Annotated in this window: 20 protein-coding genes; 2 read left to right on the top strand and 18 right to left on the bottom strand. The window is 37.4% G+C overall.

The features are described 5' to 3' along the window. Positions 1 to 185: 185 nt before the first annotated feature. From BLV53_RS12470 to BLV53_RS12540, 16 genes are all read right to left on the bottom strand, one after another. The gene (locus BLV53_RS12470) at positions 186 to 476 is read right to left on the bottom strand and encodes a transcriptional regulator (RefSeq protein ID WP_090301371.1); all 291 of its coding nucleotides are present in this window, start codon (positions 474 to 476) and stop codon (positions 186 to 188) included. Then, a complete protein-coding gene (locus tag BLV53_RS12475) occupies positions 433 to 1,146 on the bottom strand; it encodes a hypothetical protein (RefSeq protein ID WP_090301374.1) in 714 nt (237 codons plus the stop codon). Before BLV53_RS12475 ends, BLV53_RS12470 begins: the two co-directional genes overlap by 44 nt. A gap of 239 nt (positions 1,147 to 1,385) precedes the next feature. Continuing rightward, positions 1,386 to 2,195, bottom strand: coding sequence for a PDDEXK nuclease domain-containing protein (locus BLV53_RS12480; protein ID WP_207646238.1), 810 nt, complete (start codon positions 2,193 to 2,195; stop codon positions 1,386 to 1,388). Then, positions 2,185 to 2,337, bottom strand: coding sequence for a DUF1016 N-terminal domain-containing protein (locus BLV53_RS17225; RefSeq protein WP_207646239.1), 153 nt, complete (start codon positions 2,335 to 2,337; stop codon positions 2,185 to 2,187). Before BLV53_RS17225 ends, BLV53_RS12480 begins: the two co-directional genes overlap by 11 nt. Before the next feature lie 163 nt (positions 2,338 to 2,500). Continuing rightward, positions 2,501 to 3,790 (bottom strand): site-specific integrase, encoded by a 1,290-nt coding sequence (locus BLV53_RS12485; RefSeq protein ID WP_170830851.1) that lies wholly within the window; start codon positions 3,788 to 3,790, stop codon positions 2,501 to 2,503. A gap of 149 nt (positions 3,791 to 3,939) precedes the next feature. Continuing rightward, complete coding sequence (rpsR, locus tag BLV53_RS12490) at positions 3,940 to 4,194, bottom strand: 30S ribosomal protein S18 (protein WP_028234190.1); 255 nt, start codon at positions 4,192 to 4,194, stop codon at positions 3,940 to 3,942. 46 nt (positions 4,195 to 4,240) lie between these two features. Then, entirely contained in the window at positions 4,241 to 4,681 is a 441-nt protein-coding gene (locus tag BLV53_RS12495; protein ID WP_090301379.1) for a single-stranded DNA-binding protein, read from the bottom strand. 29 nt (positions 4,682 to 4,710) lie between these two features. After that, the gene (rpsF, locus tag BLV53_RS12500; RefSeq protein ID WP_090301381.1) at positions 4,711 to 5,001 is read right to left on the bottom strand and encodes a 30S ribosomal protein S6; all 291 of its coding nucleotides are present in this window, start codon (positions 4,999 to 5,001) and stop codon (positions 4,711 to 4,713) included. Between the two features lie 146 nt (positions 5,002 to 5,147). Continuing rightward, a complete protein-coding gene (locus BLV53_RS12505; RefSeq protein WP_090301383.1) occupies positions 5,148 to 5,906 on the bottom strand; it encodes an NAD-dependent protein deacylase in 759 nt (252 codons plus the stop codon). 44 nt (positions 5,907 to 5,950) lie between these two features. Then, positions 5,951 to 6,790: a 16S rRNA (cytidine(1402)-2'-O)-methyltransferase gene (gene rsmI / locus BLV53_RS12510; protein WP_090301385.1), complete on the bottom strand. Its 840-nt coding sequence runs from the start codon at positions 6,788 to 6,790 to the stop codon at positions 5,951 to 5,953. Positions 6,791 to 6,879: 89 nt separating this feature from the next. After that, positions 6,880 to 7,626 (bottom strand): tRNA1(Val) (adenine(37)-N6)-methyltransferase, encoded by a 747-nt coding sequence (locus tag BLV53_RS12515; RefSeq protein ID WP_090301387.1) that lies wholly within the window; start codon positions 7,624 to 7,626, stop codon positions 6,880 to 6,882. Continuing rightward, positions 7,626 to 8,504, bottom strand: a complete 879-nt coding sequence (locus BLV53_RS12520; RefSeq protein ID WP_090301389.1) for a PSP1 domain-containing protein — start codon at positions 8,502 to 8,504, stop codon at positions 7,626 to 7,628. The genes BLV53_RS12515 and BLV53_RS12520 overlap by 1 nt, the downstream gene beginning before the upstream one ends. After that, a complete protein-coding gene (locus BLV53_RS12525) occupies positions 8,501 to 9,547 on the bottom strand; it encodes a DNA polymerase III subunit (protein ID WP_242879102.1) in 1,047 nt (348 codons plus the stop codon). The genes BLV53_RS12520 and BLV53_RS12525 overlap by 4 nt, the downstream gene beginning before the upstream one ends. Before the next feature lie 24 nt (positions 9,548 to 9,571). Next, positions 9,572 to 10,012, bottom strand: coding sequence for a YaaR family protein (locus BLV53_RS12530; protein WP_090301391.1), 441 nt, complete (start codon positions 10,010 to 10,012; stop codon positions 9,572 to 9,574). Positions 10,013 to 10,024: 12 nt separating this feature from the next. Then, positions 10,025 to 10,609, bottom strand: a complete 585-nt coding sequence (locus tag BLV53_RS12535) for a nucleoside/nucleotide kinase family protein (protein WP_090301393.1) — start codon at positions 10,607 to 10,609, stop codon at positions 10,025 to 10,027. Positions 10,610 to 10,656: 47 nt separating this feature from the next. Continuing rightward, entirely contained in the window at positions 10,657 to 12,015 is a 1,359-nt protein-coding gene (locus BLV53_RS12540) for an aminotransferase class I/II-fold pyridoxal phosphate-dependent enzyme (RefSeq protein ID WP_090301395.1), read from the bottom strand. 67 nt (positions 12,016 to 12,082) lie between these two features. Here BLV53_RS12540 and mobA point away from each other — a divergent pair, with 67 nt between their 5' ends. Further along, positions 12,083 to 12,700: a molybdenum cofactor guanylyltransferase gene (gene mobA / locus BLV53_RS12545; RefSeq protein WP_170830852.1), complete on the top strand. Its 618-nt coding sequence runs from the start codon at positions 12,083 to 12,085 to the stop codon at positions 12,698 to 12,700. Between the two features lie 7 nt (positions 12,701 to 12,707). Here mobA and BLV53_RS12550 read toward each other — a convergent pair whose 3' ends face one another. Together BLV53_RS12550 and BLV53_RS12555 are read right to left on the bottom strand one after the other, a co-directional pair. Continuing rightward, positions 12,708 to 13,562, bottom strand: coding sequence for a hypothetical protein (locus BLV53_RS12550; RefSeq protein WP_090301397.1), 855 nt, complete (start codon positions 13,560 to 13,562; stop codon positions 12,708 to 12,710). Beyond that, the gene (locus tag BLV53_RS12555) at positions 13,562 to 14,194 is read right to left on the bottom strand and encodes a type IV toxin-antitoxin system AbiEi family antitoxin domain-containing protein (protein WP_090301401.1); all 633 of its coding nucleotides are present in this window, start codon (positions 14,192 to 14,194) and stop codon (positions 13,562 to 13,564) included. The genes BLV53_RS12550 and BLV53_RS12555 overlap by 1 nt, the downstream gene beginning before the upstream one ends. Positions 14,195 to 14,388: 194 nt before the next feature. Between BLV53_RS12555 and BLV53_RS12560 the strand changes: the two genes are divergently transcribed. Continuing rightward, on the top strand, positions 14,389 to 14,901 hold the full coding sequence (locus tag BLV53_RS12560; RefSeq protein WP_090301403.1) for a hypothetical protein: 513 nt from the start codon (positions 14,389 to 14,391) through the stop codon (positions 14,899 to 14,901). Positions 14,902 to 15,009 lie beyond the last annotated feature (108 nt).

Genomic DNA, 15,009 nt, shown 5'->3' on the forward strand with positions numbered 1-15,009 from the left:
TCTTCCATAAAAGAACATCCTCCCTTGTGTGTATAGTTTTCGCAAACCAATACCTTATCACAAAGAAGGATGTTCTTTTATTATTTGTGTATATTTTCCGAGAAAATTTTTACGCTAGCCATAATCATTATCAAAAACAAGCACTACAACACAAATGCTAAACAAATCCCGACTTATCAATGTCTTTATTCTGAACTTGCTAATAAAGATTCCAATAGTTCAACGTATTCTTTAAACTGTGTTCTTCCAAATTCAGTAAGTGTATAGGTGGTTTGGGGTTTGTTGTTAACAAATGCTTTTTCAATCGTTAAATATTCCATTTCGCTTAATTTATTAAGCTGTATACCTAAGTTTCCGTCAGTTGCTGAGGTTATAGTTTTCAATTCTTTGAAACTCTTTGTACCAGTCAGCAGAGCAGATAATACCGCTAACCTAAGCTTCGTTTGAAAAGCTTCTGGTATTGTATTTATTTCCATGATTCTTTGCTCCTATCCTAAAAAACAGTCCTAATGCAACCATTCCGAAAATCATTACTACCCTGATACTAAAGCTACTAACTGAAATCAAAGTACCTTTTCCACCTATTGTCCCGAAAGGCATCTCTTTCATACTCATAAACAAAATCAGATACAATACACTATAGCATGCTGTGCAAATTGTTATTAGTTTTCTTTGTGTAAGTATACCTGTCATAAATAAGGCAAAAATAATCGGCAAAATTTCTAATAATTCTTTACATCTCCATAGAGTAACAATTTGATCATTATTGCCAGTAGGAATCAAATTCATATACAAGATAATAAATACGTATGAACCAATCAAAAAAATTCCCCATATTTTTAGCATACCATTGCTGATTTCGTTATTTGTGATTTTTAGTTTTCGTGAAAAGTAAAGAAAAAGAATAATATATCCTATAATTTTAATCAAATAATAGCCTACTCCAAATATCCGAACTAGGCTTGAACCATATCCAATAGTATTTCTACAAAAATACATCAATTGTTCTACAATGGCTGCGATTCCATTAATCATCCCCACGCCTATAAAGAAAGGTGCGATTTTAGAAAAATCTTGTTGTGTACGTTCAATTACTGTTTTGATAAGCGAAATGTCATCTAGTGCAAGTTCAATATTTTTATCCATAATTACCCTCCTGATTACGCTTTATATTATAGAGTTCTCTATAAGCTGATAATATAACAAACAAATTCTTTTTGCAACTATAGAATATAAAAAAAAGCCTCCAACAGGAGGCAAAAGTATCTGAACAACGAAAAACAGAGCTAACATCACACTATGTGCAAGTCCGCCTTAGGAAACTTACGAATCCCCTCAATATTTTTTTGCTTCAATTCATCTATAAAACCCATTTATTCCCCTTTTTATTCAGCCTCAGTATCCAGCAATCGTTTTAATTCTTCTATATCTGGCAATGCCTTTTTTAATTCTTCAGACATATCTTTAGATGTCTTATACGTCGCAACTCCCATAGGTTTTGAATAATCTTGAATTACATAATCAACAAATGACTTGTTCATATCCCTACATAAAATAACCCCTATCGCTGGATTCTCATGAGGTTTCTTTTCAAAACCATCAAGTATGCTTAAATAACCTTGAAGCTGGCCCAAATATGATGGTTTAAACTTTCCTTTCTTAAGCTCAACCGCAACAAGACAATTTAATTCCCTGTTAAAAAATAGTAAATCAATGTATTGATCTTCTCCAAATGCATCTAAGTGATATTGGTTACCTATAAACGCAAAATCTCTTCCAAATGTTAAAATGAAATTCTTAACATTATTTACTATTGCATTTTCTACAACTTTTTCATCTATATCAGCTGAATCACGAATATCAATTTCTTCAACATTTATGTAATCAAGTAGATATTCGTCTTTAAATGTATTAATTGCTTTAAACGCTTTTACTGCTGGACTTAATGTACTTGAAAAATTGTTAGACAAATTTCCTTGATGCTCAAAATCATTAGCTGCTATACTCTGCTTTAATTGTTCAAGTGAATACTTTTCGCTAGCGCTTCTTTTAATATAAAATATTCGTTCATCATAACTTTTTACTTTTGAAATTATTAGCAAATGATTACTAAAACTAATTCCTAAAAAAGCTTCTACTGAAAATGATTCTAAATTTGACAGACGGTTCTGCCAAATTTGAACATCAAAATCCATTTCTTGAATTAAGTGATATATATTTTCCAATGCCAAAATAGAGCATTAATTGATTCGCATTAACATTTTTAGCAGCTTCATATTGGCTTTGAAGAATGGCCGTCTTTATTAATTCCACTGCATCTCTATATTTTTGATCCATATCAGACCTCCATAATCTTGTTATCACTATTAAGAAAAATAATACTACATACTTTTAAACAAATCCAAATATTTCTCATGATAGCCCGTGAACTCTGTCGAGTGGCAAGCAATGATTTGGTCGGACAAATCGCCTATTCGACCTACAATACATTTTCCAAATGTTAGTTTTCTCGCTTACGCTCGCTTGAATCTCTACCATTTTCCTCTCCATAAAACATTTCACTCATCACATCTTCAAACTTCTCCATGGCTGTCGATTTACATTCCGTGTTAACAGTATTGTATATTTCCAGCGTTGTTCTGATGTTGGTGTGACCCATAATATCCTGTATCACGCGCACATTATGCTCTATTTCACATAAACGTGTGCAAAATGTATGTCTAAATACATGTACAGAAATATCGGGAAGATACTCTACATCTGCATTTTTTAAATAATTACTAGTCCCATGATTATTATATTTTTTAATTATTCTTTTCAGGGCATTATTTATTTCATCGCCATTATAGACATTCCCCATCCTGTTTATAAAAATAAAATCTGTCATACCATCTACGTTTACCTGTGGCTTGCTTATATTATTATTTCTCTCTTTTAAATTTCTAAATGCACTATATACCGATTCGGTCATTGGAATCATCCTAATCCCCGCATTTGTTTTGGGAGTGCTAACAATTAAGCGCTGAGATTTTTCACCAGTTCTTGTTCTCTCCCGTACCAAAATATGATTTATGTTTATCGTCCTATGCATCATGTCAACATCACACCATCGCAAGCCTATAAGTTCCCCTAATCTTAATCCAGTATGAAGAAAAATCACAAACATAGGCTCCCAGGTGGCAAATTCACTGTTATTACTAATGAAATTAAGAAAGGCTTTTTCTTGATCCCTTGTCAACGCTTTCCTGCAACCTTTGTTGTGAGGGATTTTATTGCTAAATTCTGAATATATACCATCACACGGGTTTTTAACAGGAAAATCCATATCTATAGCATACTCAAATAAATTACTAATCAACCCAAGCAGACCGGCCAATGTAGAAAAGTACATGCCAGTTTCATTATGAACATTCTTTAAAAACCTTCTTACTGTATCCTTTTTAATATTGATAATCTTCAGACGGCCTATTGAATATTTTATGTGTCTATTGTACATAGATACATTATTTGCTTCTGTACCTTTACTCCAAGATATTCTACTTGCTACGTAGTCTTCAAAAATATCGTTTAAAGTGATATTCCTATTTCTATATTTTTCAATAGAATTTTGCAGTTCCTCCCTTATTTCCTTCTCTTTATCTCGTAAACTATCTAAAGATACCGCATATAATGATTCGCGTTTCCCATTAAATGGATTTTTATAGTTATAGACATACCTGCCATCATAATCCCTATAGTATTCACCCCTTTCCAGTATATTTCCCTTTGGATCTAATCTTACTTGTTTCAAATTCTTATCCTCCTTAAAATCAAAGAGGATAGTATACATTAAATAAAATAAAAAAACACTTTCCGGATGATTTCTCATCTAGAAAGTGTTTGTAGTCATTTTGTAGTCAAAAGCTTTTTCAAGCCTGTAACCATGCTATATTACTAGGATTAATCCTGTACGTAAGGCATAAGTGCCACGTGACGAGCACGCTTGATAGCTACTGTAAGAGCTCTTTGGTGCTTAGCACATGTACCTGTGATACGACGTGGAAGAATCTTTCCACGCTCAGAAATGTACTTCTTAAGCTTTGCTGTATCCTTGTAGTCGATAACGTTATCTTTACCACAGAAAACACAGACTTTCTTTCTTCTATGCATTGGTCTTCTTCTCTGCTGACCATCGCCTGTCTTATTAAAAGCCATGATTTAACCTCCTATTGATGTTAGTCAAAGCTTTCGTCGCCTTGACTTAGTTGAACGGTAATTCCTCGTCAATTCCATCAGGGATATTCATAAATCCGTCGCCTGCATCAGAGCTTGGTGTAAAAGTGCTGCCACCGTCAAAGCCGCTATTGCCGCCACCCTGTGCATTCTTGCTCTCTGCGAATTCAACATTCTCGCAAACAACGTCGGTAGTGTAAACCTTCTGTCCGTCTTTGTTTGTGTAAGAACCAGTCTGGATACGACCTTCTACTACAAACTTTGTGCCCTTACGAGCATACTTCTCAAGGAACTCAGCTGTCTTACCAAAAGCTACGCAGTTAATAAAATCTGCTGTCTGGTCATCGCCGTCTCTCTTGAATCTACGATCTACAGCAAGAGAAAATCTTGCAACAGCTGAATTGTTTGCTCCACCGTAACGAACCTCTGGGTCTCTTGTGAGACGTCCCATAAGAATAACTTTATTCATAATTGATTTAATCTCCTTGTCTTATACTATTAAGCCTCGTCAGCTCTAACGCATAAGAAACGAAGTACGTTGTCCATGATACGAACATTCTCTTCAACCTGTGCAGGTACGCCTGCCTCAGCATCGAAGTGGATGAAGTAATAGAAACCTTCATTCATCTTCTGAATTTCGTAAGCAAGTCTCTTCTTGCCCCAATCATCGACGTCTGTGATCTGTCCACCAAAGCGAGTGATATACTCCTTTGCTTTTTCAACTGTGGCAGTTCTTGCATCGTCTTCGATCTTCGCATTAACAACGAGTGCTAATTCATACTTATTCATGCTTTCTACCTCCTTTTGGTCTTTAGGCCAAGCTATGTCATATAGCCTAGCAAGGATATAAATTGTTTTATACCACGAATTAAGATATTAACATGAACCTCTGCGTTTTTCAAGGCTTATTTCACATTTTATTGTTTTTTCACACTTTAAAGAGTTATGCCCTGCAACTTTGCAAGCTCTGAGAAAACCTCGCCAATCTTGTCCTGAATTACAAGTACATTCTCACCAACTCTGATGTTCAGTGGATCCCTGTTTATTATCACAAGATTGCGTCCCTTGAAATAATTTACAAATGATGCCGCTGGATATACCGTCAAAGATGTGCCACCTATTATCATCATATCTGCACTTGAAATGGCATTTATTGCGCCCTGAACCTGGTCTTCAGGAAGTCCCTCTTCATATAATGTGATATCTGCTCTTACCGTTCCACCACAGTAATCACATTTTGGAATCTCATCCTCTGAATCAAAAATATAATCCACAGGATATGGGGTTCCACACTTCATGCAGTAATTTCTAAGGGCACTACCGTGGATTTCAAATACCTTTTGACTTCCTGCCTTTTGATGAAGTCCATCGATATTTTGAGTTACTACACCGATGAGCTTTCCCTGTTCCTCAAGCTTTGCCAGATATTTGTGAGCATTGTTAGGCTCGATGTTTCTGGTATCCATCTTTTGCCTGTGAAATTCAAAATATACCTTTGGCTCGTGCATCAAACAACTATGACTTAACAGATATTCAGGCTGATACTTGTCAAATCTCACATCGTGCTGATTGTAAAGACCATCCTTGCTACGAAAATCAGGAATGCCGCTCTCTGTAGATACTCCCGCGCCCCCAAAAAACACGATTTTTGATGACTCATCAATCATTTCGCGTAGCTTTTCAATATTTTCCATGTAAGTCCCCCCTTCGATCATCCAGTTAATGATTTATATAAATGTTAAAGAAGCGCATTGTAAATATCACGCTTGCTAACACCCCTGTCCTTTGCCACAGCCTTCATGGCTTCCTTTTTATCCATACCTTTTGAAAGATACATATCCATGTGTTCCTGTATGCTCATTTCTTCAAAAACAGCTCTGGCTTCTTCTATAACCTCAGCTTTTGATTTACCGGCTATTACAAGAACATATTCCCCTCTTGGTTCTTTAGTTTCGTAGGATTTTAGAGCGCCGCCTAAAGTAGTCTTTTCCTTTTCCTCGTGCTTTTTAGTGAGCTCCCTGCAAAGAGTAATGCCCCTATCCTCACCTAGAACCTCTGCAAGCTCCTTTAATGTGCCAATCAAATGATGCGGAGCCTCATAAATGATGATAGTTCTGGTTTCGTTCTTTGTCTCCTCTAGTACTCTACGACGTTCTTTTTTGTCTTTTGGAAGAAAAGCCTCGAAAGCAAAGCGTCTGCAAGCCTGACCAGACATTGTGACAGCTGTTATACAAGCCGCAGGTCCTGGCACCGAAGTGACCTCAATACCCTCCTCGTAGCACATGGCTACCAGCTCTTCACCAGGATCTGAAATGCCTGGTGTGCCGGCATCTGTTACAACAGCTATGTTCTGTCCCTCCTTTAGCTTGGCTATCAAAGTCAATGCCTTATCCACCTTGTTGAACTCATGATAGCTTGTCATTGGAGTATCTATTTCAAAATGGTTAAGTAGCTTTATGGAATTTCTGGTATCCTCCGCTGCAATCAAATCCACTTCCTTAAGAATTCGAACTGCTCGAAAAGTCATATCTTCAAGATTTCCTATTGGAGTTGCTACTAAATATAATGTTCCACTCATTTACACCTCATCCGCCCTTCGGGCACCTTCCCCCTCGCCGGGGTGGCAGATAACGCTAAAGCATTATCTCATCCCTCAAGGGGAAGGCTTTAGTTCATTATCATTCCGTAAATTTCATAAATCTCATCCGTGTACTGCCCTGGCGCATCGTACACAATCAGCGGTGCTTCCACTGTAAGCTGAGGGCCACCGCCCCTGACGCCTTCTATCAAAACCATATTTGGCTCTTTATCCACGAATGGATATACCAGCCGCATTCGTTTAGGCTCAAGCTTATATTTTTTCATTAATGTGATGATTTCTACCAATCTAAATGGTCTGTGGACGAAATAACATCTTCCCATGGGCCTAAGTACGGCAGCAGTCTGCGATATAACATCCTCAAGGGAGCATAAAAGCTCGTGTCTTGCAATGGCCTTGGCATCATTTGGATTTTTCAGACCATGATGATTAGTCATATATGGTGGATTACTTGTAACCACATCCATATTTCCCTTGCCAAAAATCTCTGATGCAGACTTGATATCTCCCTCTATTATATCAATTTTGTCCTGCAATCCGTTAAATAAAACAGAGCGGGTTGCCATTTCGGCACTTTCAGGTTGAATTTCAAGGCCTGTGAAATGTAAGCCCTCTGTTTTGGCCTCTAATAAAATAGGCAAAATTCCTGTGCCTGTGCCCATATCAAGGACTTTTTCACCTGGTTTGACCCTTGCGAAGTCAGATAGCAAGACAGCATCCATGCCAAAACAGAATTTGTCAGGATGCTGAATAATTTTATAGCCCTTTATTTGTAGATCATCTAATCGCTCATCATCGCGAACAAGATTTTCCATTAATTGTTATCCTCCAGACCTGCTAATTCCTTAGCCTCTTCCTTAGATACCTGGACCTTTTTCTTGCGAGGCTTAAACTTAAGCTCTGTAGTTGGATAATCCTTTACTTCTTTTAAGTCGCCCTCTTCAAATAGTACTTTTACTGTCTGACGAAGTACGTTTACAGATTGAACTGTGCCCTTGTAGCCCTCTGGTGTGGTGACTGTGTCGTTGATACCAGGAAGACGACTGTTCAAATATTCGTAGGTCTCCTGCTCATTTTTCAGGCAGCACATAAGTCTGCCACAAAGACCGGAAATTTTAGTAGGGTTAAGAGAAAGGTTCTGCTCCTTTGCCATCTTTATTGAAACAGGAACAAAATCTGCCAGATAGCTCTTGCAGCAAAGCTCTCTGCCGCAGATTCCGATTCCACCCATAAGCTTTGTCTCGTCACGGACACCGATCTGTCTAAGCTCGATACGTGTGTGGAACACAGCCGCCAAATCCTTTACTAATTCACGAAAGTCAATACGACCATCAGCTGTGAAATAGAAAATAAGCTTGTTGTTATCGAAGGTGTATTCAGCACCTACCAGCTTCATTTCAAGCTCTCGCTTTGCGATTTTCTCTTCGCAAATCTTCATAGCTTCTTTTTCTTTTTCAATATTTTTAGCCGCTCTTTTTACATCCTCAGGACTGGCTTTTCTGATAATCTTTTTAATTGGACCTGGTACTTCATCGTCAGAAATCTGCTTGTCTACAAGTAAAACCGTACCGATTTCTACACCACGTACTGTCTCTACAATTACCTGGTCTTCTCTTTTTAAATCAACCCCGTTTGGGTCGAAGTAATATACTTTTCCGCCGCCTCTAAAGCGTACGCCTATAACCTTTATCATCTGGTGTTCTCCTTTATTGCTTGTATGAGAAGCATAATCGTCAATTCAAAATTGACATTTGCCTTAAGTCTGGCTCTGGTTTCCGATATTTCATCAATTATTTTATTTAAACCGCCATATGAGCAGCTTGAAGCCTGCTCGTGTATATCAAAGGCGTCCTCCTTAAATAAAAGAAGTTCGTCATTTAATGTCGCTTTATATAATAGCACATCTCTGAACCAAAGGGTTATTAAATCTAGCATTTGCTCTACAAACCCCTGGAATTTCTCATTTTCAGAGTCCTCAGCTTTTTTATCTGAATTATTGGCATCATTTATATATTTTACTTCATCTGCTATCTGCTGCTCATCCATTTTTGATGCTCTTTTACAGATAGTGACAACTTTTGTCCTAACTTCTGCAAAGCTCGTATCTGTGGCAAGTGCGATGGCCTTCCCCACATTTCCCTGGGCAAAATTCGCCACCATCTTAGCCTGATAATCCACAGTTTCATACTTGTTTTGGAGAATTTGCTGTATATCTCTGGCAGAAACTGTCTTCATTTGGATAAGTACACATCTGGATAAAATCGTCTGGAGGAATGCATTATGATTTGTGGTAAGCAGAATGATTATGGCATATTCAGGTGGCTCCTCAATGGTCTTTAGTATTGCATTTTGCGCCTGAGGATTCATTTTTTCTGCTTCATCCACAATATAGATTTTATATTTATTGGCCTGATATGGCTTTATGTCCACATCATTAATAATCCGCTCTCTCACCACATCTACGCTGAGACTGCTTTTTCCATCTTCTCTTTTAACATAGATGATATCTGGATTATTTCGACCTAGAGACTGTTTACAGCTGTGGCACTGCCCACATGCATCCTCATCTGTTGGAGAATCACACTGAAGCATGGCTGCAAAAGCCTCTGCTAACATCATTTTTCCTGAGCCTTTTTCTCCGCTGAAAATATAGGCGTGGCTATGATTTCCTGTTTTTACTGCATTTCTAAGGAGGTTTTTTGCATCCTCCTGTCCCATTATTTCCGCAAAGCTCAAAATTTTATTCTCCCATTTCAATACTTAGGTGATGATATCTAAAAGTAAGCCTCTGATTTCATCCACTCTATCTAAAATCCCAAGATGGTCCTTTTCATCCTGCACAAGTGCCGTGGCAAGCTCGTCCATCTTTTCATCCACCAGCTTAATCATTCCATAAACTCTATGGCGTCCCTTTCTATCAAGGAAATTTTCTCTGGAAAACTTGTGACTACGATTGACCACCTCGTTAAGGAAATCCTTAACAAGTCCCCTGTAACGCTTCATATCACGTACATCCATGTGCTCAGACAAAAGCTTGCCCTGTGTAGTGATATCATTTAAAAGATTTGTCAGCTTTTCCTGAAGCTGGGCATCGTCAACTGCTGCCGCTAAAGTGAATTTAAATGAACCATCAACTGGTGCAGTAGCCTTTGGGGCTTCTGTTGGTTGGATTTGATTTACATCGCTTACTCTAATATCCATAAAAGCACCTACCTATTTGTTTATGAATGCTGCTATGTTGTCACTAGTAATTACGCTGTCATTGTTATTGTTAAATACATTGGTGATTCCGGCTTTTTTAAGATTTTCCTCTGAGAAATCCTTTTGATCTGCAAGGAACCTTCGGCACATTTCCTCATATTTAGGATGCTCCTGAGATCTCTCACGCTCTAAAGCGCGGCTAAGCCTTATGCCATCATCTACCTCTATGTATATCGGCAAAACCTTGTCCTCTCCATAGTAGTCACGGATTTTAACAAAACTCTCCACCGTTCCTATAATAAGGTAGTCATTGTTTGCCAAATCAACACTTCCATCATCCACAGTAAAATAAAACCATGGACCGTGAACTGTGTTGTATTCGCGAATCTCTATAACCTTTCCTTCCGCTAAAAGCCTGTCCTTTTCCTCTATGGTAACGAAATTGTACTCGTCCCCAGGCTTTTCAAGGCTTCTGATAGGACGTGTGGTATATGAAACTATGGTCTTTAGATTAACGTCCTTTCTTCCAAGTAAAATCTTGAATATTGTGTCTTTTCCTGAAGAGCTTTTGCCCATTATGCAATATATTTTGCCCATGTTGTCCTCGTAAATATTTTAGTAATAAAAGTATAATTCACTGAAGCTTAATTGACAATCAAGATACTGTCTTCATTGAGCCCTGTGACGTGTAATCTGCTTTTTTGGGCATTTTTTATAAGTGCCAGGCTTGCCTCTGTGATTACCTCTCCAGGCACGATAATTGGTGAACCCGGTGGATAGATGCAAACCATTGATGCAGATATTTTTCCTAAGGCTTCTCTCAAGTTTATTTGGGATTGGTCACCAGCCTTTGCCTCGTAAATTTCGATTTTTTTAGGTGATTGTAGTTTAATATTTGGAACAATATAATGCTCTTTCTTAAGAGTTTTATCTATTTCTTTTAAAGCGTTAGCCAGTCTTTCAAATCCTTCCTGTGTATCCATAAAGCTTGTCATTGCAAGTACATAAGCAAAGCTAGAAAGCTCTGTTTCTATTTCGTATTTCTCTCTAAGAATTTTTGCAAGCTCTACCCCGGAAATATTTGTGTATTCTGTGGATATGATTATCTTTCCAGGATCCTTTTGTTCATAAGTATCCTGGATTAGCCTCAGGTGTTTTAATTCTCCACAGGCTTTATAAAAATCCGACAGGTTATCCACATATCCCCTGAATAATTCACATGAATTCTCTAAAATATCCATACACTGGCTTATAGAATTCATCAAAACATAGGATGGGGAGCTGGTTTCAAATATATCAAGGGCTTCTCGTATCCTTTGCCTGTTAATCCTATCTCCTGAAACATGCAGTGCTGCAGTCTGGGTGAGGGATGGCAATGTTTTATGCAAACTTTGAATGGTTATGTCTGCTAGTCCCACTGCACCATTTGTAAAATGTGGATCAAAGCCTAAATGTGCTCCATGGGCCTGGTCTACTATTAGGATAATCCCATTTTCATGACAATAGTCCGCTATCTCTTGCAAGTTACAGTGGAATCCCTCGTAGGTTGGGCTTGTAAGCACCAGGGCTTTTGTGGAAGGATTTTTCTCTACTGAAATTTTAACCTGCTCTAGTGTAACAGCCTTATAAATTCCATTATCATAAATATCAGGCCAGATATAATCCACCTTTAAGTGCCTGAGCATCACAGCATTGTATACACTTTTGTGGGAATTTCTCTGAATGATAATATTATCACCTTCATTGCAGGCGGCGTATATTGCTGCCAGATTTCCCACCGTGGAGCCTCCTACAAGCATAAAGCTCTCATCTGCTCCAAAAATCCTGGCCATGCGTGTTTGTTCATCAAGAATTACATCTGTGGGGTCATGTAAATCATCTACCCCCTCCACCTCTGTCATATCTATAGCATATGCCCCTTCCAGCATTCGCTTATGCCCTGGCATATGAAATGGATAAATGTTTGATTTTGAGTATTTTTCTAGTGTATCTTTAAGATTCATCGTTTCTTTCGTCTTTTATTTTCTATGTAAAATGAATATAATTAACCTAAATCATCAGGAGGCAGACATGAACAGAACTTTAGTTATTCTTTGCGGTGGCGACAGCTCTCGCATGGGCACCAAAAAAGCACTACTTCCCTTTGAAGATAAAACAATGGTTGAATATATCTATGATAAATTCAGCCCTTTTTTTGATAAGGTTTATTTGTCTGTAAATGAGCGCGGAGATTTGGCTCATCTTGGTCTTGATGCGCAGGAAATCCCTGATATTTCAAGAAATGCAGGCCCTTATGGCGCAATTCTATCCTGCCTTACTATGATTACAGGTGACAGGGCATTTTTTATGTCCGTTGATACTCCATTTTTGGATCCTCGTACTGCTGTCTATCTTTATGATCAATCCTACAATTACGATATAACCACATTCAGATTTCCTGATAATTTGCTGGATACCATTTGCGGTGTATACAATAAAAGATGTATCGGTGCATTTTTCAAAAGTCTTTTCTTTAAAAAGACTACCAGGAATTACGTGGAGGATCGTTGCTATACTAATATCATCGATACCAAATTAATTGAAGATATTTCAACTGTCTCCATGGAGCAACAATTCTACAAAGTTAACGATAGACAATCCTACTATTATGCAGTTTTCTCTATCTTAAAACGTAACTTTACCTGTTAATCGTGGATTAATCAAGGAAACGTTTAATATGAGGCATCCAGTCTCCCAGGAATACCATATTTTTTTCCATGGTATCCCATATTGGGGCTAAAAAGTTAATTAGACATTTATTTACGTCTGACCAGCTTGGTTCAGACTTCTTTTTTTGTCGTAATTCCACTTTCCACTTTCTTTTCATGTAGGTGTATTCGCTGTAGCTTTTTAACATATTTATTCTGGTATCATCTATTACAATATTTTTTTCCTGTAATGTTTTTACCAACATGTCCTTTACTTTTCTTCCATTCACAGGATAGGCAGTCAGTATTTCATATACCAGATAATAATGATCCATATCGTTTATAAGCTCAAGTTTTTCGATAATCTCTGCCAGATGATTTACAAGCTCGTTTTCTTTTGGATTTGTTAAAACATCAACAACTCTGTTTTCATAAGCTGTAAGCTTTAATGTTAGACGCTCTGGCTCATGAGCCCCCATATGTCTTCTAAAATAAATCTTAAGGGGAATATACATTTCATCTACAGTTATTTTAAGCGTGATTCCGTTTTCATCCACACTTCCATTTACCGCAAATCCCTCTAATGCCGCCTTTGCCATGATTTCCTTCAGCACATCCCTCATATAAAGGATGGCCATTTTATCATTCACATCCTTGATATACTCATAGTAGATGTTTGTAATGCATAAGTCCTTGTATATCTCTGGCTTGAAGTCGACAGTATTGCACAAATACAGCTCGTTGCAGTATTTTCCATTTGCTAAAAGCTCGATAATTATTTCCGCAACAGCAGCACTCAAAAGATTTTTGAAGGGGATATTCAGTTGTTCTGACTTTTCCTTTATCCGTAAACGATTTATCATTAAAGCCACACACCTATCATTGACTGAACTTTTTTCAACACCTTACGTTCCTTGGCATATTCCATCAGCTTTGCCACATCTTTGTTTTCATCCATGATGTATGCCCACACACCTTTTTTGAAATCTTCTCTATCCACTTTTTCCTGATATTTTAGAAAATCACAGATAAGGCGTTCCTTTGTGTAAATCTTCATCTTAGCACCTGCAAAATCTGCCTCAGTCACACCGATTTCTAGCACCTCAGGCTCTGTATAGTAAGGCTCAACTATTGGATAATCGATGTTGAATCGAGATTTGCTGGTGTTCTTGTTTATGGCTATACTCCACTTATAGGGCCTGTCCTTAAGATATCCATAAACGTACAAGGCAGATTCCATAGTGAGAATTCCGTCTTCCCCAAACAATTTATATATCCACTGATCCTCGTCACACTCGAAGTATTTCGTGGTATAATATCCACTTTTTACTCTGATAAGATATCCCTCATCCACAAATTTCAACACCCGCCTGTAATCTACCCCAAGCGCATCTATATCACTGGCTTTTACAAGACCTCCATTGGCCTCAACCAAATCATTGATCTGCTCCAGCTGATATTGCTTTTTTTCATCTCGTGATAATAGCATTTCCATTTTTCCCCACTCCTTACTCATTCACGCGGTATATATTTAATTATCACATCTAAAAAAATTGCTGTCAAACCCTATATTTTGGGCAATTTTGCTTCCTCTTTATTTGAGTTTTTTGACTTTTCTGTCTTTTACCTACTCACTAATTGTCTTATAATATTATTAATACAAATAATTATGTCTTTAAGGAGGAAATTATGTCCGAAAATACTATTAATCTTAGGAAAAATCCCTCTCGTAAGGAATGTGAAAAAATTATTAAAAAGATACTTATTACTGAAGTATTAGAGCGCGGTACCAACCAACATTTCAAAACTGCATCTGATTTTATGAACTATTTTCAGTCTCTATATCCTGCCAGTGATAGCTTGACCAAGCAGGTTCAGCGAGCTGTAAAAGCACTTCAGATGCCAAAGGATGAAAGAGGCTATTTCATTATCAATAAAACGGAAGCTCAGCTGAATCAGGATAAAGAAATCGCTTTTATCATGAAAAAAACGAATGCCAGCCTTGAGCCTTTTTCAGAATATGAAACTATGTTTCTTAAATGTGATGGTGCTTATAAGGACTACCTGTATCAGCTTCTTACAGAATCAGAAACATTTGCTGATAAGATAATAACTATGATTAATTCATCAAATGGGATAATATTGTTTACGAATAATAAACATCAATTAGAAATTATGGTTAATAGTTTGATAAATAGATAAATTATTTATTTATATGAGAAAATTTATTTGCAGTCTGAATAATAAAAGAACGACAGATATCATATGATATTCTGTCGTTTTTTATTAATATAGTCTTATTAAATATCC

It is taken from the genome of Pseudobutyrivibrio sp. ACV-2 (assembly GCF_900107545.1).
Classification (GTDB): Bacteria; Bacillota; Clostridia; order Lachnospirales; family Lachnospiraceae; genus Pseudobutyrivibrio.

Coding starts and splice junctions, on each gene's coding strand:
- BLV53_RS12470 (WP_090301371.1), bottom strand. CDS start 476: ATGGAAATAAATACAATACCAGAAGCTTTTCAAACGAAGCTTAGGTTA.
- BLV53_RS12475 (WP_090301374.1), bottom strand. CDS start 1,146: ATGGATAAAAATATTGAACTTGCACTAGATGACATTTCGCTTATCAAA.
- BLV53_RS12480 (WP_207646238.1), bottom strand. CDS start 2,195: ATGGATTTTGATGTTCAAATTTGGCAGAACCGTCTGTCAAATTTAGAA.
- BLV53_RS17225 (WP_207646239.1), bottom strand. CDS start 2,337: ATGGATCAAAAATATAGAGATGCAGTGGAATTAATAAAGACGGCCATT.
- rpsR (WP_028234190.1), bottom strand. CDS start 4,194: ATGGCTTTTAATAAGACAGGCGATGGTCAGCAGAGAAGAAGACCAATG.
- BLV53_RS12495 (WP_090301379.1), bottom strand. CDS start 4,681: ATGAATAAAGTTATTCTTATGGGACGTCTCACAAGAGACCCAGAGGTT.
- rpsF (WP_090301381.1), bottom strand. CDS start 5,001: ATGAATAAGTATGAATTAGCACTCGTTGTTAATGCGAAGATCGAAGAC.
- BLV53_RS12505 (WP_090301383.1), bottom strand. CDS start 5,906: ATGGAAAATATTGAAAAGCTACGCGAAATGATTGATGAGTCATCAAAA.
- rsmI (WP_090301385.1), bottom strand. CDS start 6,790: ATGAGTGGAACATTATATTTAGTAGCAACTCCAATAGGAAATCTTGAA.
- BLV53_RS12515 (WP_090301387.1), bottom strand. CDS start 7,626: ATGGAAAATCTTGTTCGCGATGATGAGCGATTAGATGATCTACAAATA.
- BLV53_RS12520 (WP_090301389.1), bottom strand. CDS start 8,504: ATGATAAAGGTTATAGGCGTACGCTTTAGAGGCGGCGGAAAAGTATAT.
- BLV53_RS12530 (WP_090301391.1), bottom strand. CDS start 10,012: ATGGATATTAGAGTAAGCGATGTAAATCAAATCCAACCAACAGAAGCC.
- BLV53_RS12535 (WP_090301393.1), bottom strand. CDS start 10,609: ATGGGCAAAATATATTGCATAATGGGCAAAAGCTCTTCAGGAAAAGAC.
- BLV53_RS12540 (WP_090301395.1), bottom strand. CDS start 12,015: ATGAATCTTAAAGATACACTAGAAAAATACTCAAAATCAAACATTTAT.
- mobA (WP_170830852.1), top strand. CDS start 12,083: ATGAACAGAACTTTAGTTATTCTTTGCGGTGGCGACAGCTCTCGCATG.
- BLV53_RS12550 (WP_090301397.1), bottom strand. CDS start 13,562: ATGATAAATCGTTTACGGATAAAGGAAAAGTCAGAACAACTGAATATC.
- BLV53_RS12555 (WP_090301401.1), bottom strand. CDS start 14,194: ATGGAAATGCTATTATCACGAGATGAAAAAAAGCAATATCAGCTGGAG.
- BLV53_RS12560 (WP_090301403.1), top strand. CDS start 14,389: ATGTCCGAAAATACTATTAATCTTAGGAAAAATCCCTCTCGTAAGGAA.